This window comes from Pseudoflavonifractor phocaeensis (assembly GCF_021531375.1).
Lineage (GTDB): Bacteria > Bacillota > Clostridia > Oscillospirales > Oscillospiraceae > Lawsonibacter > Lawsonibacter phocaeensis_B.
The window spans coordinates 82,734-109,352 of sequence record NZ_JADYTU010000005.1 but is presented as its reverse complement, the minus strand read 5'-3'; the positions used below and the strand labels follow the sequence as shown (position 1 = coordinate 109,352).

The 26,619-nt window shown below is 61.5% G+C and carries 20 protein-coding genes; 11 read left to right on the top strand and 9 right to left on the bottom strand.

Features of this window, described 5'->3' with window-relative positions; all coding sequences use genetic code 11:
• Window positions 1–476: 476 nt before the first annotated feature.
• Window positions 477–929, bottom strand: coding sequence for a NanQ anomerase/TabA/YiaL family protein (locus tag I6E39_RS03745; protein WP_235380138.1), 453 nt, complete (start codon window positions 927–929; stop codon window positions 477–479).
• A gap of 233 nt (window positions 930–1,162) precedes the next feature.
• On the opposite strand from I6E39_RS03745, the gene I6E39_RS03740 reads away from it, so the two are divergent.
• Window positions 1,163–2,497 carry an acetyl-CoA hydrolase/transferase family protein gene (locus I6E39_RS03740; RefSeq protein ID WP_235380137.1) on the top strand — a complete coding sequence of 445 codons (1,335 nt, stop codon included), beginning with the start codon at window positions 1,163–1,165 and terminating at the stop codon, window positions 2,495–2,497.
• Window positions 2,498–2,635: 138 nt separating this feature from the next.
• Here the strand turns inward: I6E39_RS03740 and I6E39_RS03735 are convergent, their stop codons facing one another.
• The 5 genes from I6E39_RS03735 to I6E39_RS03715 all read right to left on the bottom strand — a co-directional run bounded on the left by I6E39_RS03735 (window position 2,636) and on the right by I6E39_RS03715 (window position 7,604).
• Entirely contained in the window at window positions 2,636–3,346 is a 711-nt protein-coding gene (locus tag I6E39_RS03735) for an ABC transporter ATP-binding protein (RefSeq protein ID WP_235380136.1), read from the bottom strand.
• The gene (locus tag I6E39_RS03730) at window positions 3,343–4,176 is read right to left on the bottom strand and encodes an ABC transporter ATP-binding protein (RefSeq protein ID WP_420908176.1); all 834 of its coding nucleotides are present in this window, start codon (window positions 4,174–4,176) and stop codon (window positions 3,343–3,345) included. The genes I6E39_RS03735 and I6E39_RS03730 overlap by 4 nt, the downstream gene beginning before the upstream one ends.
• Before the next feature lie 26 nt (window positions 4,177–4,202).
• Window positions 4,203–5,279: a branched-chain amino acid ABC transporter permease gene (locus I6E39_RS03725; RefSeq protein WP_235380134.1), complete on the bottom strand. Its 1,077-nt coding sequence runs from the start codon at window positions 5,277–5,279 to the stop codon at window positions 4,203–4,205.
• Window positions 5,280–5,289: 10 nt separating this feature from the next.
• Entirely contained in the window at window positions 5,290–6,195 is a 906-nt protein-coding gene (locus I6E39_RS03720) for a branched-chain amino acid ABC transporter permease (protein ID WP_235380133.1), read from the bottom strand.
• Window positions 6,196–6,404: 209 nt separating this feature from the next.
• Complete coding sequence (locus I6E39_RS03715; RefSeq protein WP_235380131.1) at window positions 6,405–7,604, bottom strand: ABC transporter substrate-binding protein; 1,200 nt, start codon at window positions 7,602–7,604, stop codon at window positions 6,405–6,407.
• Between the two features lie 851 nt (window positions 7,605–8,455).
• On the opposite strand from I6E39_RS03715, the gene I6E39_RS03710 reads away from it, so the two are divergent.
• The 8 genes from I6E39_RS03710 to I6E39_RS03675 all read left to right on the top strand — a co-directional run bounded on the left by I6E39_RS03710 (window position 8,456) and on the right by I6E39_RS03675 (window position 18,805).
• Window positions 8,456–9,376 carry an L-lactate dehydrogenase gene (locus I6E39_RS03710; RefSeq protein ID WP_235380129.1) on the top strand — a complete coding sequence of 307 codons (921 nt, stop codon included), beginning with the start codon at window positions 8,456–8,458 and terminating at the stop codon, window positions 9,374–9,376.
• Between the two features lie 34 nt (window positions 9,377–9,410).
• Window positions 9,411–10,445 (top strand): ABC transporter substrate-binding protein, encoded by a 1,035-nt coding sequence (locus I6E39_RS03705; protein ID WP_235380127.1) that lies wholly within the window; start codon window positions 9,411–9,413, stop codon window positions 10,443–10,445.
• 71 nt (window positions 10,446–10,516) lie between these two features.
• A complete protein-coding gene (locus I6E39_RS03700) occupies window positions 10,517–11,473 on the top strand; it encodes an ABC transporter permease (RefSeq protein ID WP_235380125.1) in 957 nt (318 codons plus the stop codon).
• Entirely contained in the window at window positions 11,470–12,255 is a 786-nt protein-coding gene (locus tag I6E39_RS03695) for an ABC transporter ATP-binding protein (protein ID WP_235380123.1), read from the top strand. The genes I6E39_RS03700 and I6E39_RS03695 overlap by 4 nt, the downstream gene beginning before the upstream one ends.
• Window positions 12,256–12,431: 176 nt before the next feature.
• Entirely contained in the window at window positions 12,432–13,079 is a 648-nt protein-coding gene (locus tag I6E39_RS03690; RefSeq protein ID WP_235380122.1) for a TetR/AcrR family transcriptional regulator, read from the top strand.
• Window positions 13,073–14,539, top strand: a complete 1,467-nt coding sequence (locus tag I6E39_RS03685) for a TolC family protein (RefSeq protein WP_235380120.1) — start codon at window positions 13,073–13,075, stop codon at window positions 14,537–14,539. The genes I6E39_RS03690 and I6E39_RS03685 overlap by 7 nt, the downstream gene beginning before the upstream one ends.
• A gap of 18 nt (window positions 14,540–14,557) precedes the next feature.
• Window positions 14,558–15,730 carry an efflux RND transporter periplasmic adaptor subunit gene (locus I6E39_RS03680; RefSeq protein WP_235380118.1) on the top strand — a complete coding sequence of 391 codons (1,173 nt, stop codon included), beginning with the start codon at window positions 14,558–14,560 and terminating at the stop codon, window positions 15,728–15,730.
• A gap of 6 nt (window positions 15,731–15,736) precedes the next feature.
• Window positions 15,737–18,805 carry an efflux RND transporter permease subunit gene (locus I6E39_RS03675; protein WP_235380116.1) on the top strand — a complete coding sequence of 1,023 codons (3,069 nt, stop codon included), beginning with the start codon at window positions 15,737–15,739 and terminating at the stop codon, window positions 18,803–18,805.
• 92 nt (window positions 18,806–18,897) lie between these two features.
• Here the strand turns inward: I6E39_RS03675 and I6E39_RS03670 are convergent, their stop codons facing one another.
• Together I6E39_RS03670 and I6E39_RS03665 are read right to left on the bottom strand one after the other, a co-directional pair.
• Window positions 18,898–21,327 carry a hypothetical protein gene (locus I6E39_RS03670; RefSeq protein ID WP_235380114.1) on the bottom strand — a complete coding sequence of 810 codons (2,430 nt, stop codon included), beginning with the start codon at window positions 21,325–21,327 and terminating at the stop codon, window positions 18,898–18,900.
• 15 nt (window positions 21,328–21,342) lie between these two features.
• Window positions 21,343–23,541: an efflux RND transporter permease subunit gene (locus I6E39_RS03665; RefSeq protein WP_235380112.1), complete on the bottom strand. Its 2,199-nt coding sequence runs from the start codon at window positions 23,539–23,541 to the stop codon at window positions 21,343–21,345.
• 216 nt (window positions 23,542–23,757) lie between these two features.
• Here I6E39_RS03665 and I6E39_RS03660 point away from each other — a divergent pair, with 216 nt between their 5' ends.
• Together I6E39_RS03660 and I6E39_RS03655 are read left to right on the top strand one after the other, a co-directional pair.
• Window positions 23,758–24,486, top strand: coding sequence for a response regulator transcription factor (locus tag I6E39_RS03660; RefSeq protein ID WP_235380110.1), 729 nt, complete (start codon window positions 23,758–23,760; stop codon window positions 24,484–24,486).
• Window positions 24,476–25,828, top strand: a complete 1,353-nt coding sequence (locus tag I6E39_RS03655) for a sensor histidine kinase (RefSeq protein WP_235380108.1) — start codon at window positions 24,476–24,478, stop codon at window positions 25,826–25,828. The genes I6E39_RS03660 and I6E39_RS03655 overlap by 11 nt, the downstream gene beginning before the upstream one ends.
• A gap of 59 nt (window positions 25,829–25,887) precedes the next feature.
• On the opposite strand, the gene I6E39_RS03650 is transcribed toward I6E39_RS03655, so the two are convergent.
• Window positions 25,888–26,475: a hypothetical protein gene (locus I6E39_RS03650; RefSeq protein ID WP_235380106.1), complete on the bottom strand. Its 588-nt coding sequence runs from the start codon at window positions 26,473–26,475 to the stop codon at window positions 25,888–25,890.
• Between the last annotated feature and the right edge of the window lie 144 nt (window positions 26,476–26,619).

Below are 26,619 nucleotides of genomic sequence, written 5' to 3'. Positions count from 1 at the left end.
CCTTCAACCAGCCCGGTGTGGAGGCCTACAAGAGCAACATGTTCGCTCTTCTTGGCAAGCCCGGCTACGAGGATAAGCAGGCTGAGCTGGAAAAACGGCTTTGATCCCGCGCCGCTCCGAACAGTACAATAGAGAAACGTTCCAATGAACCGAAGGACGCCAGTTCTCAAAAAGTGAGAACTGGCGTCCTTGCTTGCCCGGCATGGGCGATCATTGGGTGGGGGAAGTCCGCTGTCCAAGCACTGCCGCCACCAGGGGAGAAGATTTGCGTGCCGAGGCTGCGGAATGTATCCATGCGTTCACACCGGTTCGTCGGTTTGGAAAACGAAAGGGAAAACCGCCGGTTCTGTTCTCAACAGAACCGGCGGTTTCACGGTATGTTGGCGTCTGCGGACCCTTGACTGCTTGACCCGCCGGCTCTGCCGGTGGAACAGTGACAGCCGAGGGTGTCGGCCGCAAAAAAGAATGCGGAAGGCTTATCCCATGCGGACCTTGACCACGCACTTGCGGCAAGGGGCGGGAATGCCGTTGACAGCGATGGAGGGGGCGTGGGCGTCGCCGGGGAAGAGGACGGCGAACTTGTCACCGGAGAGGGTCACCTCGTCCAGGGGGCCATGGTAGAACCAGATGTCTCCCTCGGGGCGGGCCTCCGCCAGGTCGGTCATATCCTCCAGAGCTCCCACGCCCATCTTCTCCTGGCCGGAGATGAGAAACTGGATGTCCGCGTATTTCCTGTGGGCCTCGGGGGTGTCGTTGGCCGGATTGGTTTGATAGCTCTGGATGGAATAGAACAGGTCGTCTCCATCCACCTCGTACCGGCCGTCCTCCAGCTTGGAAAAGTCCGTGTCCCGCAGCAGCTCCAGACCGCGGTAAATGCCGGGGTGGATGCCCTTGTAGGCCTCCAGGTGCTTTAAACTGTCATAGATCATATGCCGTGTCTCCTTTTCATGGTGTCTTACGCCGGAAGGTCCGGCGCGGCAGTTGGACCGGTTCGGCACTATTATACTACTCCGGAGCGCGCCGCCGCAAGGGAATCTGGAGAACCGGAGCGAAATGATAGTGATAACGGGACACTAGTATGGTATAATGAAGGACATCAGATACAAATTATGATCAGGTCCCGCCCGGTGGAAGGCGAAGGGGCGGGGACAGGAGGTACGGCATGGACGTTCAGCAACTGTATCGGCTCAAGCTGCGCACGCCGGAGGAGGCGGTCCGGGCGGTCAGAAGTGGGGACTGGGTGGATTACACCACCAACGTCTGCTTCCCCACCCTATTGGACGCCGCTCTGGCGAAACGGAAGGACGAGCTTCGGGACGTGAAGATCCGGGGCAACCTGCTCTTCGGGCCCATCCAGACGGTGGAGTGCGACCCGGAGCGGGAGCACTTCATCTATAACAGCTGGCACTGCTCCGCCTACGAGCGGAAGCTGTGTGACAGGGGGCTGTGCAACTATATCCCCATGATCTTCCGGAACCTGGTGGCCTATTACCGCCATTTCCTGTCGGTAAACGTGGCCATGATGTGCGTGACCCCCATGGACAAGCACGGCTATTTTAATCTCTCCTGCGCCACCGGCGTAGCCAAGGGGATATTGGACGACGCGGACATCGTTATCCTGGAGGTCAACGAGCATCTGCCCCGTCTCCACGGGATGTATGATGAGTGCATCCACATCAGCGAGGTGGACTTTGTGGTGGAGGGTCCCCACGACCCCCTGCCCCAGTTCCCCATCGCCGAGCCCACGCCCGAGGACGTTCAGATCGCCGACCACATCATCCCCTATATCGTGGATGGGGCCACCATCCAACTGGGCATCGGCGGTATGCCCGACGTGGTAGGCGCCCGGCTGGCCCAGTCGGACCTGAAGGACTTGGGGATGCACACGGAGCTGTGCTCCGACGCCTATTATGAGCTGTTCAAGGCGGGCAAGCTGACCAACGCCAAAAAGTCCCACTTCCGGGGCAAGGGAATGGCCGGCATCGTCTTCGGCAGCCAGTCCCTCTACGACTGGGTGGACCAGAACCCCAGCATCATGATCGCCCCCCTGGAGTACGTCAACGCGCCTGCCACCATCGCCCAGCTGGACAATATGGTGTCCATCAACAACTGTATCGCCGTGGACCTGTACGGCCAGATCTGCGCCGAGAGCGCCGGCCTGCGGCACATCAGCGGCACCGGAGGCCAGCTGGACTATGTGACGGGGGCGGCCATGGCCCGGGGCGGCAAGGCCTTCATCTGCATGACCTCCTACTTTGTCAACAAGGACGGGGAGCGCCAGTCCCGTATCCTGCCCCACTTCAGTGGAGACATCGTCACCGCCCCCCGGAGCCAGGCCCACTTTATCGTCACCGAGTACGGCGCGGTAAATCTGGCGGGCCGCAGCACCTGGGAGCGTGCGGAGATGCTTGTCTCCATCGCCCATCCGGATTTCCGGGAGGAGCTGATCCGGGCGGCGGAGGCTCAGAAGATCTGGCGGGCCTCCAACAAACGCTGAGACGCTCAGAGAAGCGAAAAGGACGCGACCGAGGACGCGGATTCCGAAAGGGTTTTAAAATAAGTGCAGGGGGCCCTGTTTGCATTGGCAAACGGGGCCCCCTGTTTGAGAAAAAGGAATGAGAGGAAAACGCCGAGATCAGCCGCCCAGGTAGGCCTTCTTTACGGCCTCATCCTCCAGCAGCTGCTCGCCGGAGCCGGTGGTGACGATCTTGCCGGTCTCCAGCACATAGCCCCGGTGCGCCACGGACAGGGCCATCTGGGCGTTCTGCTCCACCAGCAGGATGGTAGTGCCGTGGTGGTTCAGCTCCTGAATAATGTCGAAGATCTGCTCCACCAGAATGGGGGCCAGACCCATGGAGGGCTCATCCAGCATCAGCAGGCTGGGCTTGGACATGAGCGCCCGCCCCATGGCCAGCATCTGCTGCTCGCCGCCGGACAGGGTTCCGGCAATCTGGCGGCGGCGCTCCTTCAGACGGGGGAAGCGCTCGTACACGTCGGCCAGACCGGGTTCGATCTCGGATTTGGGGCGGGTAAAGGCGCCCATCTCCAGATTCTCCTCCACCGTCATCTGGAGGAAGATCTGACGGCCCTCGGGAACCAGAGCCAGCCCCTTGGTGACGATCTTGTGGGCGGGGATAGCGCCCAGCTTCTCGCCCATAAACTCGATGGAGCCGGTGCGGGAGGAGAGCAGCCCGGCCACCGTTTTCAGAATGGTGGACTTGCCGGCGCCGTTGGCGCCGATCAGGGTGACGACCTCGCCCTCGTTGACCTCAAAGGAGACATTTTTGATGGCGTGGATGGCGCCGTAATAGACGTTGATGCCGTCCACCTTTAAAACCGTGCTCATCTCTTGCCGCCTCCTTTCTTCTGGCTGCCCAGGTAGGCCTCAATGACCTTGGGATTGGCCTGGATCTCCTCGGCGGTGCCCTTGGCGATGATCTGGCCGAAGTTCAGCACGCAGATGCCCTCGCAGATGCCCATGACCAGACTCATGTCATGCTCGATCAGCATGATGGCGATGTGGAAGGTGTCCCGGATCTTGACGATGTTCTCCATCAGCTCGGCGGTCTCGGAGGGGTTCATGCCGGCGGCGGGCTCATCCAGCAGCAGGAGGGAGGGGTTGGTGGCCAGAGCCCGGACGATCTCCAACCGGCGCTGGGCGCCGTAGGGCAGGGAGCCGGCCTCGTGGGAGGCCAGGTCCTGCATGCCGAAGATAGACAGCAGCTCCAGGGCGCTCTCGTGGGCCAGCTTCTCCTGCTTCCAGTACTTGGGCAGGCGGAGAATGCCGTCCCACATGGGGTAGCGGATCTGGTTGTGGAGGCCGATCTTCACGTTGTCCTCCACCGACAGGTTGTTGAACAGGCGGATGTTCTGGAAGGTACGGGCGATGCCCGCCTGATTGACCTGGGCAGTGTTCATGCCGTGGGTGTCCTTGCCGTTGAGGAGGATGGTGCCCCGGGTGGGCTGGTACACCTTGGTCAGCAGGTTGAACACCGTGGTCTTGCCCGCACCGTTAGGGCCGATGAGGCCGGCGATCTCGGAGGGGCCGATGGTGATATTGAACTCGTTGACGGCGGTGAGGCCGCCGAAGTCGATGCCCAGGTGCTGGCACTCCAGCACCGGCAGCTTGCCCAGATCCCGCTCGGGGACGATGGAGTGGCTGGGCACCGGCACCATTTTGGGCTTTTCAAACTTTTTTGCCATCAGCGGGCGCCTCCTTTCCGCTTAAAGGAACCAAAGAGCTTTTGACGCAGGGAGGAGAAGAAAATCCGGGAGGACTCGTTGTTGGTGGCCAGCATGACCAGGATCAGCACGATGGCGTATACCAGCATCCGGTACTGGTCCAGATTCAGCTTCCGCAGGAACTCGGGCAGCACCGTCAGGAAGGCGGCGGCCACGATGGAACCCCGGATGTTGCCCAGACCGCCCAGCACCACGAAGACCAGCACCAGAATGGAGGTGTTGAAATCGAACTTCTTGGCGGCGATGGAGGAGTAGTTCATGGCGTACAGGGCGCCGGCGGCGCCAGCCAGAACGGCGGAGGTGACAAAGGCCATCAGCTTGTACTTGGTGACCTGGATGCCCACCGACTCGGCGGCGATGCGGTTGTCCCGGAGGGCCATGACCGCCCGGCCCGCCCGGCTGTTCACCAGGTTCAGCACCACGGTCAGGGCGATGAGGACCAGGATAAAGCCGGCGGTGAAGGAGGACAGCTTCACGTTGGTGGTGACTCCCATGGGGCCCTTCAGAATGGCGCGGCCGCCCTCGCCCAGCCCTAGAGCCATCTCGTTGGCAATGGAGAAGCGCAGGCCGTTTTCGTCCACGCCCACATAGAGGATGTTGATGATGTTCTTGATGATCTCACCGAAGGCCAGGGTGACGATGGCCAGATAGTCGCCCTGGAGGCGGAGTACCGGCACGCCCACGATAAAGCCGGCCAGACCGGCCAGAACGGCGCCCACCAGCATGGCCACGGCCAGCCGGACAGGGCCGGAGGGGATGGCCTGCTGCAGGGACAGGGAGACCACCACGCCGGAGAAGGCACCTACGCTCATAAAGCCGGCGTGGCCCAGGGACAGCTCGCCGGAAAAGCCTACCACCAGATTCAGAGAGATGGCCATGGTGATATAGGCGCAAATGGGGACCAGCTGGCCCTGAATGGCGGGGGAGATCATGCCGCCGGCGTTGAGGATCTGGATAATGATGTAGGCGATGATGACGATTCCGTAGGTGATGGAATTGTTCACCAGTTTTTTGCGGGAGGGGGTAAGTTGTTTCATAGCGGCCACCTCACACTTTCTCATGGATGGTCTTGCCCAGCAGGCCGGTGGGCTTGACCAGCAGGACCACGATCAGCACGGCGAAGACCACGGCGTCGGAGATCTGGGTGTTGAAGGCCTTGGCGAAGATCTCGATGACGCCCAGCAGGATGCCGCCCAGGAAGGCACCGGGGATGGAGCCGATGCCGCCGAAGACGGCGGCGGTAAAGGCCTTGATGCCGGGCAGGGAGCCGGTGGTGGGCATCAGGGTCTGGTAGCTGGAGCACAGCAGCACGCCGGCAATGGCCGCCAGGGCGGAGCCGATGGCGAAGGTCATGGAGATAGTGAAGTTCACGTCAATTCCCATGAGCTGAGCGGCGCCCTTGTCCTCGGAGCAGGCGCGCATGGCCTTGCCCATCTTGGTCTTACCGGTGAACAGGGTCAGTCCCACCATGATGATCACGCACATCAGCACGGTGAAGATGGCTACATAGGTAATGGTCAGACCGCCGTCAAAGAGGCTGATGCCCGTTTTCATCTCGCCGGTGGCCTTGTCGGGGAAGGAGAAGAAAGTGGGGAAAACCTTGGGGTCGGATTTCCACAGCAGCAGGGCGCTGTTCTGGAGGAAGTAGCTCACGCCGATGGCGGTGATGAGGACGGCCAGGGAGGGGGCCTGCCGCAGGGGCTTATAGGCCAGCCGTTCGATGACGACGCCCAGAGCGGTGCACACCACCATAGCCAGCAGGGCCCCGACGACGGGGTGCAGGCCGAAATTCTGGGTCGCGAAGAAGCAGATGTAGGCGCCCACCATAATGACGTCGCCGTGGGCGAAGTTCAGCATCTTGGCGATGCCGTAGACCATGGTATAGCCCAGGGCGATGATGGCGTATACGCTGCCCAGGCTGATGCCGTTGATGAGGTTGCTCAAAAGACTCACATCGACTCACCTCGTTAAGATCTTGTAATATGGGTCCGGTCGGAAGAGATTCAGAAGTCACTGAATGGCAGAAACATCGGCGGCCCCGGCGATGAGGGACGCAGATGTTTCCGCCATACAGCACGCGGCGGGAAAAATGGGGAAAGAGGGTTGCCGAGGGGAGGCCCGGCAACCCCCTTTGGGGTCCCCTGAAATTTGAATTGGGATGCTCAGCGGGCAGTGTAGCCGCCGTTCTCCACCTGGAAGACCAGGGGAGCCTTGGAGACCTCGCCGTTGGTGCCCCAGGTCATGCCGGAGCCGGTCAGGCCGTCCACGCTGAAGTCGCTGGCAGTGAAGGTGGCGATCAGCTGCTCACAGATATCCTGAGCGCTCATGTCGGCGGTGACGCCGGCCTTCAGGCAGGCCTCGTAAATGGCGTACATGCAGTCATAGCCGTCGGCGGCGAACTGGTTGGGGGTGGTGCCGTAGGCGTCCACATACTGCTTTACGAAGTTGGCGGTGCGCTCTTCGGTGGAGGCGGCGTTGAAGGGGGTCATCAGCATCAGACCCTCGGCCAGGGACTTGTCAAAGCCCTCCATCTCCAGAATGCCGTCCATGCCGTCGCCGCCGAAGAAGATGGGGGCGTAGTTCATGCTCTTAGCCTGGTTCAGCACCAGAGAGGCGGGGGTGTAGTAGATGGGCATGAACACCAGCTCGGCGCCGCCGTCCTTGGCGGCGTTCAGCTGCACGGTGAAGTCAGTGTTGGTGTCGTCGGGGAAGGTCTGCTCGGTGACCACGTCCAGACCGTTGGCCTTGGCCTGGGCGATGAAGGCCTGGGCGATGCCGGTGGAGTAGGCGTCGCCGTTGTTGTAGAGGACGGCGACCTTGGTGGCCAGCTTGTTCTCAGTGACGTAGTTGGCGGCGGTCATGCCCTGGCCGGGATCGGTAAAGCAGATCTGGAACACGTTGTCCTTGCCGGCAGTGACGTCGGCGGAGGAGGCGGAGGGAGTCAGCTGGAAGATCCGGTCATTGAAGGTTTCGGCGGCTACGGCCAGGCAGGAGCCGGTGGTGGTGCAGCCGTAGACGACCTGCATCCCGTCGCCCTTCAGCTTGTTGTAGGCGTTGACGCCCTTCTCGGGGTCGGCCTCGTCGTCCTGGAAGTCCAGAGCCAACTGCAGGCCGCCCTTGGCGTTGATCTCCTGCACGGCGATCTCAGCGCCCTGCTTGGTGGCGACGCCGTACACGGCAGCACCGCCGGTCAGGGGGCCGATGCCGCCGATCTTCAGGACGCCGGCCTCGGCGGAAGCGCTGGAACTGGCGGCGTTGGAAGAAGCGGCGCTCTTGTCGGCGGGCTTGTCGCCGCCGCCGCAGCCGGCCAGAAGGCTGACACACATGGCGCCGGCCAGGAGCATGGCAAGATACTTTTTCATATTCATTTACCTCCTTGAATGGAAAACCGAAACGGGTCTGGAGCGGCCCGCGTACCTGAAAGAATCCGTTTTGAATTTTTCAGGTTTGGTGCCCATTATATGGAGGAAAAAAACAAATGTCAATCGTAAAAATACACAACTTGATGCCGGAACGGGAAGAAGAAAAAGTGACGAGAAAAGGAGGAAAAAGGTTAAAATTCCGAAAACACTTTCCTAAATAAGTGAAAAGTAAGAAAAAACGGACTTTTGAGTGAAGCGGGAACAGGAGGGTGCGGAAAAGAATATAAATTATGTTACAATTGAAAGGAGGAAATACCGGAAAAAACAAAATGAGAGAATTCCTGTGCAAAATGACGGGAAGAGAGGAAGGAGGGGAGAAATTTTTTCGGAGAAAAGGGAGAAAACCGCTGGAGCTGTAAGACAATTCCATTTTGTGAAGCGATGTGACCGACATTCCGCGAAAAACCGTGATCCGTCAGAGAGTGATTTTGCGTGGGGACCCGCGTTGAAATTTTTCCGCGAAAAATTCTTGACAAAGTAAAAAGCCGGTTTTATAATTCACCCATCTAAACTGATGACGCAGAAAAAAGTCAGGTCGGTCCCGTCGCAGCGAGGGGAGGGCGGTGGAAGCTCCCCACAGGGCTCTGAGGAATATGGTCTGCGGAGGGCGGTTCTAAATGGACCGACGTTAGGACGGACGTTACCCGTCGGGGATATGTTGGTATCCCGCTTAAGGGCCCTGTCAAAGGGCTGAATCAAGGTGGCACCGCGGAATCGTTGTTATTTCGCCCTTGACCGAAGTGAAATTCGGTCAAGGGCGTTTTTTATGTTCCAAAAGGGAGGATACCGATATGAATCAGGGAAAAGTTGTCATTATCGGAGCGGGCCATGTGGGCAGCCATTGTGCTTATGCCCTGGCCGCTTCCGGGGTGTGCGGAGAGATCGTTCTGGTGGACAGCGTGGCGGAGAAGGCCGCCGCCCAGGCCCTGGACGTGGCGGATAGCGTCAGCTTCCTGGACCGGAATGTTACCGTCCGCTCCGGCGGATACGGGGAATGCAAGGACGCCGACCTGACGGTGGTGGCTATTGGGGAGCCCCGCCTCCCGGGCCAGACCCGCCTGGATCTGCTGGGCCGGTCGGTGGAGCTGCTGAAGGGCCTCGGGAAGGAACTGAAGCCCCTGAAGCTCACCTGTCCGGTGGTGACCATTACCAACCCTGCCGACATCGTGGCCGACTACCTGCGCAAGAGCCTGGAGCTGGAGCGATGGCGGTGTTTCAGCACCGGGACCCTCCTAGACACCGCCCGGCTGGTCCGGGTCATCAGCCAGGAGGCCGGGACGGATCGGCGGAGCGTGTGCGCCTTCGCCATGGGAGAGCACGGCGACTCCTCCATGGTTCCCTTTTCCGCCGTCACAGTGGGGGGCCTCCCCTTTGAAAAGCTGGGCCTGGACAAGGAAAAGATCCTGGAGCAGACCCGCCGGGCAGGAATGGACATTATTGAAGGCAAAGGCTCCACGGAGTTTGGCATTGGCCGTGCTCTGGCCGAGCTGGCCGGGTGCATCCTCCGGGACGCGAAACGGGTCCTTCCCGTCTCCGTCCTCTTGGATGGAGAGTACGGCCAGCGGGGCGTCCACTGCGGCGTCCCCTGCCGCATCGGAAAAAACGGCATTGAAGAGATCGTTCAACTGGACCTGAATGACGAGGAACAGCGGATGCTGGATGCCTCCTGCCAGGTCATCCGAAAGCATATTACGATGGCGGCGGCCCTGTGACCGCCCACAATTTGATAATAAGGAGTAATATAAAATGAAAAAATTTGTTTCTGTTATGGCTTCCGCCCTGGTTATTGCCGGTATTCTGGCCGGCTGCGGCTCTGCTTCCACCGGCTCCGGCTCTGGCGCCCCCTCGGCCAGCACCTCCGGCACATCGGAGGATGTGTATCGCATTGCTATCGTCCAGCCCATGAGCCACACCTCCCTGGACCAAATCCGGGACACCATCGTCTCCGAACTGGAGGCCTCCGGCAAGAGCGTTGAAATCACCACCGAGAACGCCAACGGGGACTCCACCGCCCTGTCCACCATCCTGAGCAACTGCAAGGCCGAGGGTGTGGACCTGGTGGTGCCCATCGCAACCTCCACTGCCCAGTCCGCCAAGGCCGTCTTTGACGGGGACGGCACCCCCATCGTCTTTGCCGCCGTCTCTGATCCCGCGGCCGCCGGCCTCACCGGGGACGACTGCCAGTACATCACCGGCGTATCCAACAACATTCCTGCCGCCGAGATCGTCAAGCTGATCTTCAACTTCCAGCCCGACTGCCGGAAGATCGGTTTCCTCTATACCTCCAGCGAGGCCAACTCCGTCTCCACCATCAACGCCGCCAAGGCTTACTGCGATCAGGAGGGTATCGCCTACGAGGAGGTCTCCATCGCCAACCTGTCCGAACTCCAGACCGCTGCCGAGACCCTGATCTCCCGAGGGGTGGACGCCCTGTACACCGGCAACGACAACTCCATCGCCTCCGCCATGGCCACCTACACCGACGTGGCCTACGCCGCCGGTATCCCCGTCTACTGCGGTGCCGACTCCATGGTGGCTGACGGCGGCTTCGCCACCATCGGCGTCAACTACGTCCAGCTGGGCGAGCAGGTGGCCGACATGGTGCTGAAGATCCTGGATGGCGCCGCCCCCGCTGACCTGCCCTATGAGACTTTGAGCGACTACGCCAAGTTCGTCAACCTCCAGGCCGCCAGCCGCTTCGGGGCCGACTTCCCTGACAGCGCCTACATGGACTACGACGTCCTGGTGGAGGCCGACGGCACCAGCCACTTCGGTACCTGAGGATACATTATAATAATAGGTCCGGCGGGAGCTTCCCGCCGGACCCCGCTCGTTTGACAAAGGAGGCGCCTATGGCCTATTTGAGTATGCTCATCTCCGCCCTGAGCCAGGGAATGCTGTACGCCCCTATGGCTCTGGGGGTGTTCGTCACTTTCCGCATTTTAAAGACCCCGGATCTGACGGTGGACGGCAGTTTCGTTTTCGGCATGACGGTGTGTGCCGCCGTCACCATTGCCGGACATCCGGTGCTGGCCCTGCTGGCTGGGACGGCGGCGGGGGCGATGGCGGGCTTTTTCACCGCCCTGCTCCAGACAAAGCTGCGCATCGAGCCCATTTTGTCCGGCATCCTGGTGGCGGCAGGACTGTACACCGTGAACTACGCCGTGCTGGGCGGACAGTCCAACCTGTACCTCCAGTACGACACGGTGAACTCCGCCGGGGCGGCGGTGAAGGCTGCCAGCCCCACGATCTATAAAAACTTTGCCGCCCTCTTTGCGGGGGCGGAGGGGTTGTTTGCCGACAGCAATGTCCAGGTGCTGCTCCTGACTCTGGCCATCGTGGCGGTCCTGACCGCCGCTCTGGGGGTGTTCTTCTTTACCCGGCCCGGCATGGCCATCCGTGCTACCGGCGACAACGAAGAGATGGTCCGCTCCTCCTCCATCAACGCAGACCTGACCCGCACCGCCGGGGTCATGCTGGCCAACGCCCTGGTGGCCCTGGCTGGGGCCCTGCTGTGCCAGCAGCAGCGGTACGCCGACCTGAACTGCGGCAGCAGTATGCTGGTCATGGGACTGGCCTCCGTCATTATCGGCCAGGTCCTCTTTGGGGACCAGGGAATGGTGGGAGGCCTGGTGTCCGCCGTGGGGGGCTCCCTCCTCTACCGGATCATCATCCAGGCGGCCTACCAGGTGGATATGCCCAGCTACGCTGTCAAACTGCTGTCCACCCTCATCGTGGTGGCGGCACTGGCAGTCCCTCTGGTCCGCCAGAAGCTGCCCAGACGCCGGAAGGGAGGGGGCGCGCAATGAGCGGAAGTTCGTTATCCGTACAGGGCCTGACCAAACGGTTCGAGGCGGGCACCGTCAATGAGAAGCTGGCCCTGGACCACCTGGACCTGGAGGTCTCCGCCGGCCAGTTCGTCACTGTTCTGGGCTCCAACGGATCGGGAAAATCCACACTGTTCAACACCATCCTGGGACGGATCCTTCCCGACAGCGGCAGCATCCTCCTGGGAGAGGAGGACATCACTAGGCAGAAGGACTACCGACGGGCCCTGAACATGAGCTGCCTGTACCAGAACCCCCTCCGGGGCACCGCACCCACCATGACCCTGGAGGAGAACCTGGCCCTGGCCTACACCCGGAAAGCGTCCAAGAGCTTTTTCGCCGTCAACCGGCGGGACAACGCCTACTTCCGGGACCTGCTGGCTACCTTGAATATGGGGCTGGAGGACCGGATGAAGACCAAGATGGGTCTGCTGTCCGGCGGCCAGCGCCAGGCGGCCTCCCTTCTCATGGCCACGGTGGCCCAGCCCAAACTCCTGCTGCTGGATGAGCATACTGCCGCTCTGGACCCGGGCGCGGCGGAGAAGGTAATGGAAGTCACCGAGGAGATCGTCATCCGGAACCAGATCACTACCCTGATGATCACCCACGACATGGACTACGCCCTCAGTGTGGGCAGCCGCACCATTATGCTGGATATGGGCCGGGTGGTGCTGGACCTGTCCGGGGAAGAGCGGGAAAACATGACTCCCGGAGCTCTGGCTGAGCTGTTTTACGCAAGGAGCCGCAGGAAGAGAAACGGTTGATGTATCATCACAATTCAGAGGCGAAGGACGGCGGGAACGCCGTCCTTTGTTTCTGAAAAAAGAGGGAAACAATATTCACAAAACATTCACATGATTCCGATTGACAGAGTAGGACAGCGCAGGTATAATTTGTGACAGATTGTCATAATGACAAAATGTCACATTGGGGGGATCACATGCCGACCAGTACCTTTTTTCGATTACCGGAGGAAAAACGGGAGCGGCTGATGGACGCCGCCTGGGCGGAATTTACCAGCACCAGCTTTACCGATGCCTCCATCAACCGGATCATCCATAGTGCCCGCATCCCGCGGGGCAGTTTTTATCAGTATTTTCAGGACAAGGAGGATCTGTTCTGGCATTTGCTGGGCGAGATCCGGCAGTATTTTTTCGGCGTCTTTGAGGAAGTCCTCAGAGAGACCCGGGGGGATCTGTTTCCCTTTCCCGTCCATGTCTTTGACCGGTTCATGGACCCGACCGGAAGCACGGACCCTATTTTAAAGCGCTGTATCCAGATCATGCAGCTCAATCCCGGATTTGATTTTCGGAATCTCCTGCTTCGCGGAGGGGAGCTGATGACGGTGCCTCTGCTGAAGATGGTGGATCTGTCCGGATTTCGAAGAAAGGACCCGGCCTTTGTCAACCATATCTGTATACTGCTGGTAGCTGCCCTGGCCTACGCGGTCATGGAGACCACCCAGGATCCGGAACAGTGGAAGCGGCAGCGGGAGATATTGGAGGAGCGGATCGAGATCGTCAAGTGGGGCGGCCTGTTCCCGGAGGGGAAAGGCGGACCCGCGGAGCAAGGAGGACATACATGTTGAATCGAAAAATGACAGCCATTCTTCTGGCGGCGGCGGTGGCTCTGACCCTGTGCGGGGTGTCCGTGTTCGCGGCGGACCCTGTCAAAGAGGACGGCTCCGCCCCGGCCGAAGATCAGAGCGCCGTCCAGACGGATACGGCGGAGTCCGCCGTATCCCAGGATATCCCCCGGGAGGACGGGGATGCAGTCCCCGAGGAGGGCGGAGAGACCCAGCAGGGGGCGTCCCAAGGCGACGCCTCCGGAGCGCAGTCTGAGGGAGAGACCCCGGAGGAGCCCGAGCCCACCCCCGACCCGGCGGGCACCATCAGCTTTGACAACCTGGACCGGCGGGTCCGTGCGGGGAATCTGAACAGTCTGTTCCTCCAGGAAAACATCTCCATCATTGAGGTCATCGACTATGATAAGCTGAAGGAGGACCTGCGGAAGGGCCTGAACGACGTGGCCAACGCCCACTGGGAGCTCACCACCGGCAGCCCCCAGATCAGCACGGGCATCCCCGGCATGGAGGGGCTGGACGCCGCCCTCCAGAGCATTGCCGCCATGTCCACCTCTACCGCCGCCCAGTCTCTCCAGGCCCAGTACGATACCCTGCGGGAGAAGTTTGACGACTTAAAGGAGGGTAAGCTCCAAGCGGAGGCTGCCGACCAGGTCCGGCAGCTGCGGGACGCCCAGGACAGTATCGTCATGGTAGCGGAGGGAATGTACATCCAGCTCAGCGAGCTGAGAGCCGCCGACGAGGCTCTGGAGCGCTCGCTGAACGCCCTGGACCGGCAGATTGAAGAACTAGAGCTGCGGTACAAGCTGGGCCAGATCTCCGCCATGCAGCTTCAGCAGGCCAAGGCGGGCCGCACCACGCTGGTCAGCAAGCGGGAGACGCTGTCTATGTCCGCCCAGACCCTGGCCATGAATCTGGAGGCCATGGTAGGAGCCGATCTCACCGGGACGGTCCAGTTGACCGCCCTGCCCACGGTGTCCGCCCAGGAACTGGAGGCCATGAATCGGGAGAACGATCTGGCCGCCGCCAAGGAAGCCAGCTTTGAGCTCTACGATGCCCAAAAGACCCTGGACGACGCCCAGGAGGACTTCAAGGACGCGGGTAAAGAGTACAATTACAACGAGAAAAAGTATGAGTATCTCCAGGCCCAGCATACCTGGCAGGGCGCCCAGTATACTTATCAGAGCGCCGTCCAGACCTTTGAACTGAAATTCCGCGCCCTGTACGCCCAGGTCAAGGACTATGCCCAGGCGCTGACCGCCGCCCAGGCCGCGCTGGCCGTGGAGCAGGACAACTATGGGGTGGATCAACTGAAATATGAGCAGGGCACAATCTCCAAAAATGCGCTGCTCACCGCCGAGGACGATCTGAATACTGCACGGGACACGGTGGCGACTGCTGAGCGCAACCTGTTTTCCGCCTACAACGATTACCGCTGGGCCGTGGACCACGGCATCCTGAACTAATTGGAGGACCTGCATATTATGTCACAGAAACGAATTTTATCCCTCGCCCTGGCGGCTGCCCTGATGCTGTCTCTCAGTGCCTGCGGAGGAGAGGAATCTTCCACTTCCGGCAGTCAGGAAGAGACCGCCGGCGTGGCGGTCCAGGTGAAGGAGGTGACCGCCGGCGACATCTCCACCGAAAACAAGGTGTCCGGCAAGGTGGTGGCTGACAACGAGCATACCGTTATGGTGGCCACCAGCGCCAAGTGTACCGCCGTCTATGTGGAGGCGGGCGATGTGGTCCAGGCCGGAGACAAGATCTGTACCCTGGACCTGGCCAGCACCCTGGCCAGCTATAACGCCGCCAACATCAGCTACTCCTCCGCTGTCCAGAGCTACCAGGACCAGAAGGCCATCTTTGACAAGCAGATCCAGCTGGCCCAGGACAACGTGAACAACCTCAAGCAGCTTTTCGAGATCGGCGCCGCCTCCCAGCTGGAGATCGACCAGGCGGAGCTGTCCCTCCAGCAGGCCCAGGCCGGCCGGGACTCCACCCTGGCCCAGCTGGAGGCTGGGATGCAGAGCTATAAGTCCAATGTGGAGCAGCTGGCCGCTGTCCTGGAGAACGTGGACACGGGAGGCAACGTGATCGCCCCCGCCTCGGGCACCCTGGTCTCCCTGTCCGCGGTGGAGAACGGTTTCGTCTCCCCCTCCATGCCCGTGGCCGTCATCGATGGAGTGGACCAGATGAAGGTCCAGGTCTCCGTGTCCGAGGCCCTGGTGCCCAAGCTTGCCATCGGGGACGAGGCGGATGTGTCCGTTAGCGCTGTGGAAGCTTCCTTCGTGGGCACCATCCGCTCGGTGGAGCAGGCCGCCAACATGCAGACCAAGCTGTATACCGTGACCCTCTCCGTCCCCGCCGAGGTGGGCGGACTGATGGCTGGTATGTTCGCCGACGTGACCTTCCGTACCGATACCTCTGCCAACACCATCGTGGTGCCCACCGAGGCCATCCTCACCAGCGGCGACGTCCAGTATGTCTATGTGGTGGAGGACGGTGTGGCCCGGTATGTGGAAGTGACCACCGGCCTGACCGGAACCGGCGTGACCGAGGTGCTCACCGGACTGACTCCGGGTCAGCAGCTGGTGACAGTGGGCCAGTCCTATCTGGCCGACGGCGATCCGGTACGGGTCGTCTCCGGGGAGGGCTGAGCCTAAGTGAGTATCTCCAAATTCTGTATCAAGCACAAGGTCACCACCCTGATGGCGGTCATTATGGTCAGCATCTTCGGCGTGGTTTTCACCACCCAGCTCCAGCTGGCCCTTCTGCCCGACATGGAGGCCCCGGCGGCCATTGTCCTTTGCTATTACAACGGCGCAAGCCCCAGCGATATGGAGGAGCTGGTCACCCGCCCCCTGGAGTCTGCGGTCATGTCGGTGTCCGGCGTGGAGTCGGTAAGCTCCACTTCCTCCGACGGCGTGACCCAGGTCCAGATCACCTATGTGGAGGGCACCAACCTGGACATTGCCGCCACCAAGCTGCGGGAGAAGTTTGACATGCTCTCCCTGCCCGACGGGGCCATGGACCCCATCATCGTCAACATGAACATCGGGGACCTGATGCCCTCCGCCATGGTGGCTCTGATGGGTGAGGATCTGGCCGACATCCAGACCCTGGCGGAGGAGACGGTGATCCCCGCCCTGGAGCGCGTCGACGGCGTGGCCCAGGTCACCATCGCCGGCGGCGTGGAGCAGCAGATCGTCGTGGAGGTGGATCCCACCCGGGCCGCCGGGTATGGCCTGTCCAACTCCTACATCGCCCAGTTCCTGTCGGCGGAGAACCTGCTCTACCCCGGCGGCGAGCTGCAGAACGGCTCCCAGACCCTTACCGTCACCACCGACGCCAAGTTTGAGTCGGTCCAGGATGTGGCCAATATGATCCTGGCCCTGCCCACCGGCGGCACGGTCCGCCTGTCCGAGGTGGCTGACGTGCGGCTGGAGAACGAAGAGTCGGACACCATCGCCAAGATGGACGGCACCAACTGTGTGATCCTCCAGGTGTCCAAGCAGTCGGGGGCCAACGAGGTGGCTACCGCCAACGCGGTGGCGGACACCATGGAGCAGCTGCGGCAGAAGAACAACTCGGTGGTCTATTCCATCCCCTACCTGGCTTCGGACTATATCAATCTGGCGGTGAACGCCGCCCTTCAAAACATCGTCCTGGGCGTCATTCTGGCCGCCATCGTGGTATTCCTGTTTCTGCGCCGCCTGGGCGCCACCGCCACCATCGCCGTCTCCATGCCCGTGTGTATCCTGACGGTGTTCGTGCTGATGAATGTCTTTGACCTGACCCTGAACATGATGTCTCTGGGCGGCGTGGCCATGGGCGTGGGCATGATCGTGGACAACTCCATCGTGGTGCTGGAAAACATCTACCGCTACGCAGGCGACGGCTGTGACCGCATGACCGCCTGTGTGGAGGGCACGAAGGAAGTGACATTGTCCCTCACCGCCTCCACCCTGACCACCGTGGCGGTGTTCCTGCCCCTGGGGCTGTCCGGCGGCATCGCGGGGATGCTGTTTGACGATTTCTGTCTGACCATCTCTTTCCTGATCCTGTCCTCTCTTATCATTGCCATTACTCTGGTGCCCCTACTGTGCTACTTCCTGCTGGACGAGGAGAAGGTGCGCCAGCAGAAGCTGAAGAGGGCGGCTGGCAAGCAGGAGAAGGGCAGCCTCCTCGACCGGATGTTGAATGGCTACCGGAAGGTGCTGAATTTCCTGATTCACCATCTCTGGGTGGGCATTGGGGCGTCGGTGGCGCTGGTGGCCCTGTTTACCGTGGCCTGTCTGTCCACCAAGTCGGTGCTGCTGCCTGAAATGGATATGGGCATGATCTCCATCACCGTCAGCACGCCCATCGGCTCGGAGGTGGAGCAGACCGCCGCCATTGCCGATCAGATCGCGGCGGTGGCCCAGGAACAGGTCCCGGAGCTCCACGACCTGTACTACACCGCCCAGTCCGAGTCCGCCTCAGTGGCCCTGAACCTGGTGGACAAGAGCGAGCGGACCCGGTCCAGCGAACAGGTGGCCAATGACCTGCGGGACAAGCTGCGGGACATTGCCGGGGCGGAGATCACCATCGTCTCCACCGATATGACCGCCATGCTCAGCGGGTCCGACATCAGCGTGGATATTACCGGGACCGATTACGAAACCCTGTCCATGATCGCCAATGACCTGAAGGACCAGATCGCCCAGCTGCCCGACGCGGTGGATGTGAGCACCTCTCTGGCCACACAGGTGCCCCAGGTCAAGGTGACCATGAAACGGGAGGCGGCTGCCCAGTACGGCCTCACCGCCGCCTCCGTGGGCTCCGCCGTCCGGTCGGAGCTGACCGGCACCACGGCTACCACCGTCACCATTGACAACAAAGAACTGGACGTGGTGATCCGGGGCGACGGGGTAGCCGCCGCCAATCTGGATGCCTTGCGCTCCATGCCCATCACCACCGCCTTCGGGGGTACCGTGCCCCTGTCCTCGGTGGCCAATGTGGACGTGGTGATGGCCCCCCAGACTATCACCCGTGTGGACCAGTCCCGCCAGGTGTCCGTCACCGGCGACACCATCAGCGGAGACGTCACTGCCATGACCCGGGAGATCAACAAGATCCTGGACAACTACACCCTGCCCGAGGGCTACACGGCCCAGATCTCCGGCGCTTACACCGATATGATGGAGAGCTTCGGGGATCTGCTGCTGGCACTGATCGTGGCTTTGGGTCTGGTGTACTTCGTGCTGGCCTCCCAGTTTGAGTCCTTCCTCATGCCGGTCATCGTCATGATGATCCTGCCGGTGGCCTTTACCGGCGCCCTGTTTGCCCTGCCCCTTACCGGCCGGGACCTGTCCATAATCTCCCTGGTAGCCCTCATTATGCTGGCCGGCACGGTGGTCAACGCCTCCATCATCCTGGTGGACTATATCCGCCAGCGCCGGGAGCGGGGCGAGAGCCGGGAGGAGGCCATCCTCCACGCCTGTCCCCTCCGTGTCCGCCCGGTGCTGATGACCACCCTGACCACCATCCTGGCCCTGGTGCCCATGGCCATGGGCATGGCCGAGGGAGCCGCCGAGATGATGAGCGACATGAGTATCACGATGATCTCGGGCATGGTTATTTCCACCGTCATTACCCTGATCTTCACCCCAGTGTACTACTCCGTCATCGACAACATCAGCCATATCTTCCGCCGGAAGGGGAAGAAAAGCTCCGCTCCCGCCGGACTCTGATTCCGACCGCCCAAAGAAATACAAAAGCGCCCCTCCTGCATCAGCAGGAGGGGCGCTTTTATCCAAATGTATGCTTTGTTGGAGGGCTTGTATCAGTGGCGGAACCAGCCGGTGATGGTGTTCCAGATGTCCCGGAACATGTCTGCGATCCGGGTCCAGACGGTGCCGTTGTCCTTCTGGGCCGCGGGCAGCTGCTCGGCTTCGGGTTCCGGGGTCTTGATCTCCTGGCTGCGCATAATGTACTGGATGCTGGCGGTGCCCTCGTTCCGGCTGTCAGTGAGGGAGACGGGCTGGGCGCCGGCGTCCATGAGAAGCAGGTTGTTTTCCCCGCCGGTGTGGCTGTTCCACTCGTCCTGGATCAAAGCGTCGATGGTGTCCTTGGCGTTCCGGATGGTGCTGGTCTGGCTCAGCCCCTTGGTGGATTGGCGCAGGGCGGCGGACAGGCCGGCCAGGGCTTGCTTGGTGCCTGCGTCCAGCTCCTGACCGCTCTGCTTGGCCAGCGCCTCGGTGGCTTTGGCGGCGTCCACCAGGGCGGTAATGCCGGTAGAGGCGGAGTCGGCGAAGGCCTTGGCGTCCTCCAGAGCCTGCTGGGCCTGGGGCTCATAGGTGTTTAAAAGATCGGTGAGGGACTGGGTCTGGTCCAGAGCGGTGTCCAGATTGGCGCTGACACGGATGGCCAGGTCACCGGCGGAGTTCAGGGTGCCGGTCAGACCGGAGAGGGAGCCGCTGTGGTCCTCCAGCGTGTCGAAGGTGTCCTCCAGCAGATGGGACAGGTCCTCCAGATCGCCGCTGAGGTTCCTGCTGCCCAGAGCGGCGCACAGGCCGGATAGGGCAGAGGTCATCTCGTTACCGGCGCTCACCGCCTTCTTCAGCTGGTTTACACTGACGTCATGTTTCTGCAGAGCGTTCCCCATCTTTTCCAGCTGCTCCAGCTGGCCTTCAAAGTCGGGAGTCTGGGAGGCCATGGAGTAGAGCTCATCCGCTTCCCGGGCCTGTTCTGCCGCGGCCTGTCCGGTGGGGGTGGCCAAAAACTCCTCCATGGTGACGGGGGCTCCGCCGGCCCCTGTCACCGCGGCGTTATACTGCTGGAGAGCGCCGGCCAGGATGTACTCCTGGAAGGTCACTCCCTCCAGTCCGGCGGCCTCGTACTGGTCGTGGAGGGCCTGGACCTGGGGCCACTTGCTCTTGATGTAGCTGAGGCTTTTGCCTTGGATGGTGATGGAACTGCCGTCGCTGTCGTCCAGCAGGGCCAGCTGCCGGTCAAGGTCGCTGAGCTGGGACTGGAGCTGGGACAGGCTGCCGTTCAGCTGGTCTACACTGGTCCCCAGCTTGGTAAAGTCGCTCTTCAGCGCCTTGGCGGACTGGCGGGCCCGGGCCAGGGTGCCGTTGTCCTCCAGGTCGTCCAGCAGCTCCTGGAGCTCGTCCAGGTCGGATTGGAGGTCTTTGATGAGTTTCCGGGTGTTTTCCACCTCGGGCTTCAGAGCCTGAACGTTGCCGTTCATCTCGTTCAGCAGGGCGGCGGCGTCGGCGATAGCCTGCTGGGCGGTGGCCAGGTGGCTGGCCGCGGGCTGGATGGAGTCCACCAGGGGACCGGCGGCGTCCAGCGCGATGTCCAGACTGTCATAGACCTTGTCCTTGCCGCCGGAGATGGTGCCCCGGGCCTGGTTCAGCTGGTCCAGTCCGTTGGCGGTGGCGTTGAGGGAACCGCTCATGCCATCCAGAGAGCTGAGAATTACGTCCATGCTGTCCTGAATGGCCTCATAGGAGTCCTCTGTCTTCTCCTTTGCCTCCCGCAGGTCGGCGATCTGGTCCAGCTGCTGCAGGGTGGCGGGGACGGCCAGGAAGATCATGCCGTTATAGGAGAAGTCCTCGGCGCCCACCCGGATGGTGAAGTGCTGCTCCTCCCCAGGCATCACCATGTACAGCACGCAGTACAGGTTGCCCACCAGCTGGACCTGGGCCCCCTGGGCCTCCAGGGACAGGATGTCGTCCCCGTTGAACATGGACATGGCGGTGAGGACCAGATTGTTCCGGCTGTACTCGGAGGCGGCGGGATTGGGCACCGCGTCCAGGGTGATCTCCACCAGACCGGTCTGGCCCGCCAGCTCTTCCGCGGGGGTGGGCACCCCGTTCAGCGTGTAGGACAGGGACAGCTTCCAGGGAAACTCGTCCAGGGGCTGCGTGGTTTTGCCCTCGAAGTAGAAGCGGCTGGGGGCGTTCTCTCCCAATTGGAAGGTGACGGTGCCGTCCCCCAGAGCAGGGAGCCGGTCGTCGGTGAGGTTGGTCACCTGGTCGTAGACGCCGTAATCGGTGATGGTGTCGTTCCCGTAGGTCTTGTAGCTCTTGACCACGCTGCTGTCCAGCACGCCGCCGTAGTAATCCAGGGTGGCGTAATAGGTCTCGTCGTGGGCGGCGGCGATCCGGGGTTCTTCGGCAAAAGCGGGGGTGACCAGCCCGGCGGTGAGAATCAGGGCCAGAGACAGGGGCAGCCCCCGCCGGATGAAATTGCAGTGACGTTTCATGGTGTGCGGCTCCTTTCAGCAAATGGGATCGGCGGGAAGGCTCTCTTCCGCCGGAACAGGTTCGGCCGTGCCCTCCCCGGAGGCGGGCAGGGGTTCTCTCTGCCGGTGGGGCAGGCCGGGACGGCCCGGTTTTCTCGGCTTGGGGGCCTTGGGGGTCCGCCAGTGGAGGGTGGTCTTGGCGATAATGGGCTCAAAGACCACCAGTACCGAGGGGAGAATGAACATACATACCAGGGCGGAGATGATGGCGCCCCGGGCCAGCATCAGGCAGATGCCGCTGATCAGGTCCATGGTGGAGATCAGCGCCACGCCCAACGTGGAGCAGAAAAAGACCAGTGCGCTGGTAAGGATGGACACGTCGGCGGCGGATGCGGCGGACCGGATGGCCTGCTTCCGGTCCCTGCCCTTCTGGATCTCCTCCTGGAAGCGGGTGGTCATCAGAATGGCATAGTCCACCGTGGCCCCCAGCTGGATGCAGCCGATGACGGTAGGGGCGATGAAGGGGATCTCCGCGCCGGTGAAGTAGGGGATGCCCTGGTTGATAAAGATGGCCAGCTCGATGGTTGCCACCAGCAAAATGGGGATGGAGAGAGAACGGAAGGCGATGGCCACCAGAATCAGGATGGCGATGATGGACAGGTAGCTGGTGACCTGGAAGTCCACCGCCGAGGTGGAGATCAGATCGGCGGTCATGGCGGCCTCGCCGGTGATGTAGGCCACCGGGTCGTATGCCTTGACCAGCCGGTTCAGCTCATCCAGCTGCTGTGCCACCTGGTCCGAAGCGGTGACGTACTCGGAGTTGACCATCATCATCTGGTAGCCGCCCTGCTTGCACAGGTCCTTGATCTCCTGTGGGATGAAGAAGTCGGGAATGGTGCCGGGGACCAGATTGTCATAGGCAATCACGCTGGTGATGCCGGGGACCTGGTCGATGGCCTCCTCCAGCTCCCGCATGTCCGCCCGGTCCAGACCGTCCCGGAGAATGATGAAATGGGAGGACGCCATGTTGAACTGGTCCTTCAGCTTGTTGGTGGACACGATGGAGGGCATATCCTGGGGCAGGGATTCATCCAGCTTGTAGTAGACCTGGGTGTGGTTGTTGGAGTATACCGCGGGGATGAACAGAAGAAGGAACAGCACCACAAAGAAGTGCCGGTGCCGGATAATGAACCCGTTGAGCCGGTCCATATTCGGATTGAGGCAGGGGTGGCGGTGCTTTTGGATGGGGCCGTCCATCACCAGCAGGATGGAGGGCAGCACCAGGACCACGGTGACGATGCCCAGTACCACGCCCTTGGCCATGACGATGCCGATGTCCCGGCCCAGAGTCAGCCGCATGAAGCACAAGGCCAAAAAGCCGGCGATGGTGGTCATGGAGCTGCCGGACAGGGAGCGGAAGGCGGAGACGATGGCGGTGGCCATGGCGTCCCGCCGGTCCTCATAGTGGGGAAGCTCCTCCAGGTAGCGGTCATAGAGGAAGATGGAGTAGTCCATGGTGACGCCCAGCTGGAGCACCGCCGCGATGGCCTGGGTAATGTAGGAGATCTGGCCCAGGAAAATGTTGGTGCCGAAGTTGTAGAGAATAGCCAGGCCGATGCTGAGCATCAAAGCCACGGGCAGCAGCCAGGAGTCCATGGTGACGCACATGGCGGCCACGGACAGAACGGCGGCCATCAGCACATACAGGGGCATCTCCTTGGAGATCAGATCCTTGGTGTCTTTGGTGAAGACGGAGAAACCGGCCAGAAAGCAGTTCTTGTTGCACAGGTTTCGCACCTGCTGGATGGCTTTCATGGTGGCCTCGGAGGCGCCGGGCTGGTCGTATTGGACGATCATCATGGTGGCGTCGCCGGAGAAGAAGATGTCCCGCAGGTCCTGGGGGATCATCTCGGTGGGGAGCTGAATACCCACCATGCTGGAGACCCAGACCACATTGCTGACGCCGGGGACCTCCTCCACCTGCTGCTGAAGCTGGTGGGTGTATTCGGGAGGCATACCCTCCACGATGAGCATGGTGGTGGCGGCCATCCGGAAGGGGTCCTCCAGAAGAGCCTCGCCCCGGGCCGAATCCAGGTCCTGGGGCAGATAGGACAGAATGTCGTAGTTGATCCGGGTGAAGGCCGCCCCCAGCATGCTGGGGATCAGCATCAGCACGGCGATCAGAATGACCAGCTTTGGCCTCCGGGTCAGCTTTTGAGCGATTTTTTCAAGCAAGTGGGCCACCCTCTCTGTTGGATTGAAATGAAGATTATTTTCTCGGTCCGCATTTTATGATTCCAATGGGGCAAAGTCAACGGATCGGGCCCATTTCTAATAATCCTTAATAAATGGACGGGCTTAATAATTCTTCATGATTCAACCGGCCGCTTCATGATATAATAGCCCCGGATCAAGACATTTTTGCGAGAATGTTATAAGGAGGCGAGCCATATGAAGGAACGGATCCTGGCGGTGGACGACGACGCGTCCATCCTGGAGCTGGTGTCCGATGTGCTCAGCGAGGAGAATATGGAGGTGCGGACGGCCTCCTCGGGAGAGGAGGCTCTGGCGCTGCTGGAGGATGAGACCTTCGATCTGGTGCTGCTGGATATTATGATGAAGGGAATCAGCGGTCTGGAGGTGTGCCGCCTGGTCCGGGACCGGGTGAATTGCCCCATTTTGTTCCTCAGCGCCAAGGACAATGTGAAAGACATTGTCAGGGGGCTGGGCCTGGGGGCCGACGACTATATGACCAAGCCCTTCGCCCTGGAGGAGCTGGTAGCCCGGGTCCGGGCCCACCTGCGGGCCCAGAACCGGAACCGGACGCCCCGGGAGCGGGAGCGGCAGGCGGCCATCCAGATCGGACAGATCCGGCTGGACCCGGAGGAACGGACGGTGACCAAGGACGGTGTGCCGGTGGAGCTGTCCACCCGGGAATTTGACCTGCTGGCCTGCCTGATGCACAACGCAGGCCAGACCCTGTCCAAAGAGCAGCTCTTCCACAGCGTGTGGAAGACCGATTACGGCGACGTGGGCACCGTGGCCATCAACATCAAAAAGCTGCGGACCAAGATCGACCCGGAGTGGGAGTATATCAAGACGATCTGGGGCTCCGGCTACCGATTTGTGACCAAGAGCGGGTATACCGAGCAGGCGGGAGGAGCGGCCAATGGGGGCTGAAAAGAGAAAGTGGCGTGTCCCGGGGGCGGGCTGGCTCAGCGCCAAGCTGTCCCGAAAAATGATTGCCATCCTGCTGGCGGCGGCAATTCTGGGCTGGCTGCTGTCCTTTTTCTGGTTTCTCACCTACCTGCGGGCCTATGTGGGGGAGCGCTATGACCAGGCCGTGGAGGAGACCCGGCAGCAGACCCGGCAGGTGGCCGCCTTCCTGGAGGAGAGCGGGGGCGACTGCGCCGGGCTGGAGGAATACTTGGCTGCCAGAGGACTGGGCTGCGGTGTGCAGGACGGCAAGGGGGAGGTCCTGTTCCAGTTCATGCCCGGCATCTGGACGGATGTCCAGCTCACCGTGTCCGACGGCGCGGCTGTACACCTGCCCTCGGGAGAGACCCTGCTGGTCCGGGTGGAGAGCGCCCCCCTGAGCCGCCGGGATCTGAGTGACCTGGTGACCCGGAAGGCTTTTGAGGGGCTGATCCTGTTCAACCTGGGCCTGTTCCTGTTGGCGGGGGTCCTGCTCTACCTGCTGATCGTCTCCCCGATCATCGGACTGCGCCGGACCATGCGGGAGTATTCGGAAAAGGGCACCCTGCCCCCCCGCAGCGTCCGGAAGGACGAGGTGGGCAAGCTCCAAAACACCTTTGCCGACCTGACCGGCGTGCTTCGGGCCAAGGAGCAGTCGGAGCGGCGGCTCATCGCCTCCATCTCCCACGACATCAAGACCCCGCTGACCTCGGTGCTGGGCTACTCCGAGCGGCTGCTGTCCGCCCGGCTCAGCCCGGAGAAGCAGGCGCAGTACCTCCGCAGCATTCACGACAAGGGGGTGGCCATCAAGTCCATTGTGGATGAATTTGACGACTACCTGGACGCGGGCCTGCGGGACGAGGCCCCCATGGAGCTGATTACCGCCCAGGCGCTGTGCGACAGCCTGCTGCGGGAGTACCGGGATGAGCTGGAGGACGCCGGCGTGGAGCTGACGGTGAGCTGCACCTGCCCCCAGGCGGAGCTGATCTGCAATTCCGCCCATATGAAGCGGTATTTCGGCAATCTGATCGGAAACAGTATCCAGCACAGCGGAGCCCGGGCGCTGAAGCTGGAGGTGCTGTGCCGCCGGGAGGGACAAAAACTGATCCTGGAGTTCTGCGATAACGGTGCCGGCGTGCCCCAGGAGCTGCTCCAACAGATCTTTGAGCCCCTGTATACCTCGGACCGGGGGCGGAAGGTGTCCGGCCTGGGACTGTCCATTTGCCGCAGCATCATCCGGGCCCACGGAGGCGCCGTGTCGGCGGAGAACCGGCCCCAGGGCGGACTGCTGGTGCGGGCGGTGCTGCCCTGTGCCGGGCCCCGGTGATGGAAAGAAAGGACAAGAAACGGCCCCGGGCTTCAAACAAGAAGTCCGGGGCCGTTTCTTTACAGGTACAGGGCCAGGCAGGTATAGGTCACGCCGTTCTCGTTCAGCTGGTAGGCCGGATCCTGAGCGTTGTACCATGACAACGTGTTGCCGGACCAGGAGAAGGGAATCATGTCGTAGCCGTCGCTGTTGACAAATCCGGACGCGGCTGTTCCGGGAAAGACAGCCGAATTCGGTCCGGAAACAAACACCGCTTTGGGGCGGGCGGGGAAGGTGACGCTGTTTTTGTTGTTGCTCCCGTATTTTCCGGTACCCACATAGGTACTCGCCTTCACCCGGTCGGTGAGCGTCTGGATCTGGCTGGGAAGGGCTTCAAGGGACTGGACCCGGGCCGTCAGACTCTGGACGTTGTCGGGAAGGGTCTCCAGAGCCTGAACCCGGCCGGACAGCTCCTGCAGGCCGTTGGACAGGGTCTGGATCTCGCCGGACATGGTCTGAACATTGCTGTTCAGCGTCTGGATGCCGTCCGCCAGAGCCAGCAGGGCCGCTTCGAGTTTGGTGTTGTCCTGGTTGAAGTCGGTGCGGAGCACCGTGTCCGAGCTGAGCCATTGGTTCAGCCCGTATTGGGGCGTGTGATTGCTTGCCATTGTGTATCTCCTCCATCATGCTTATTTATAAAGGGCGGAAGGGGCGCAAATGCCTCTCTACTTATGGGAAAAACGGGGGGAGGGTTGTATGACGGGGTACACGGAACGGAGGTTTTTGAAACACCAACAGCCGGCTGCGGGACG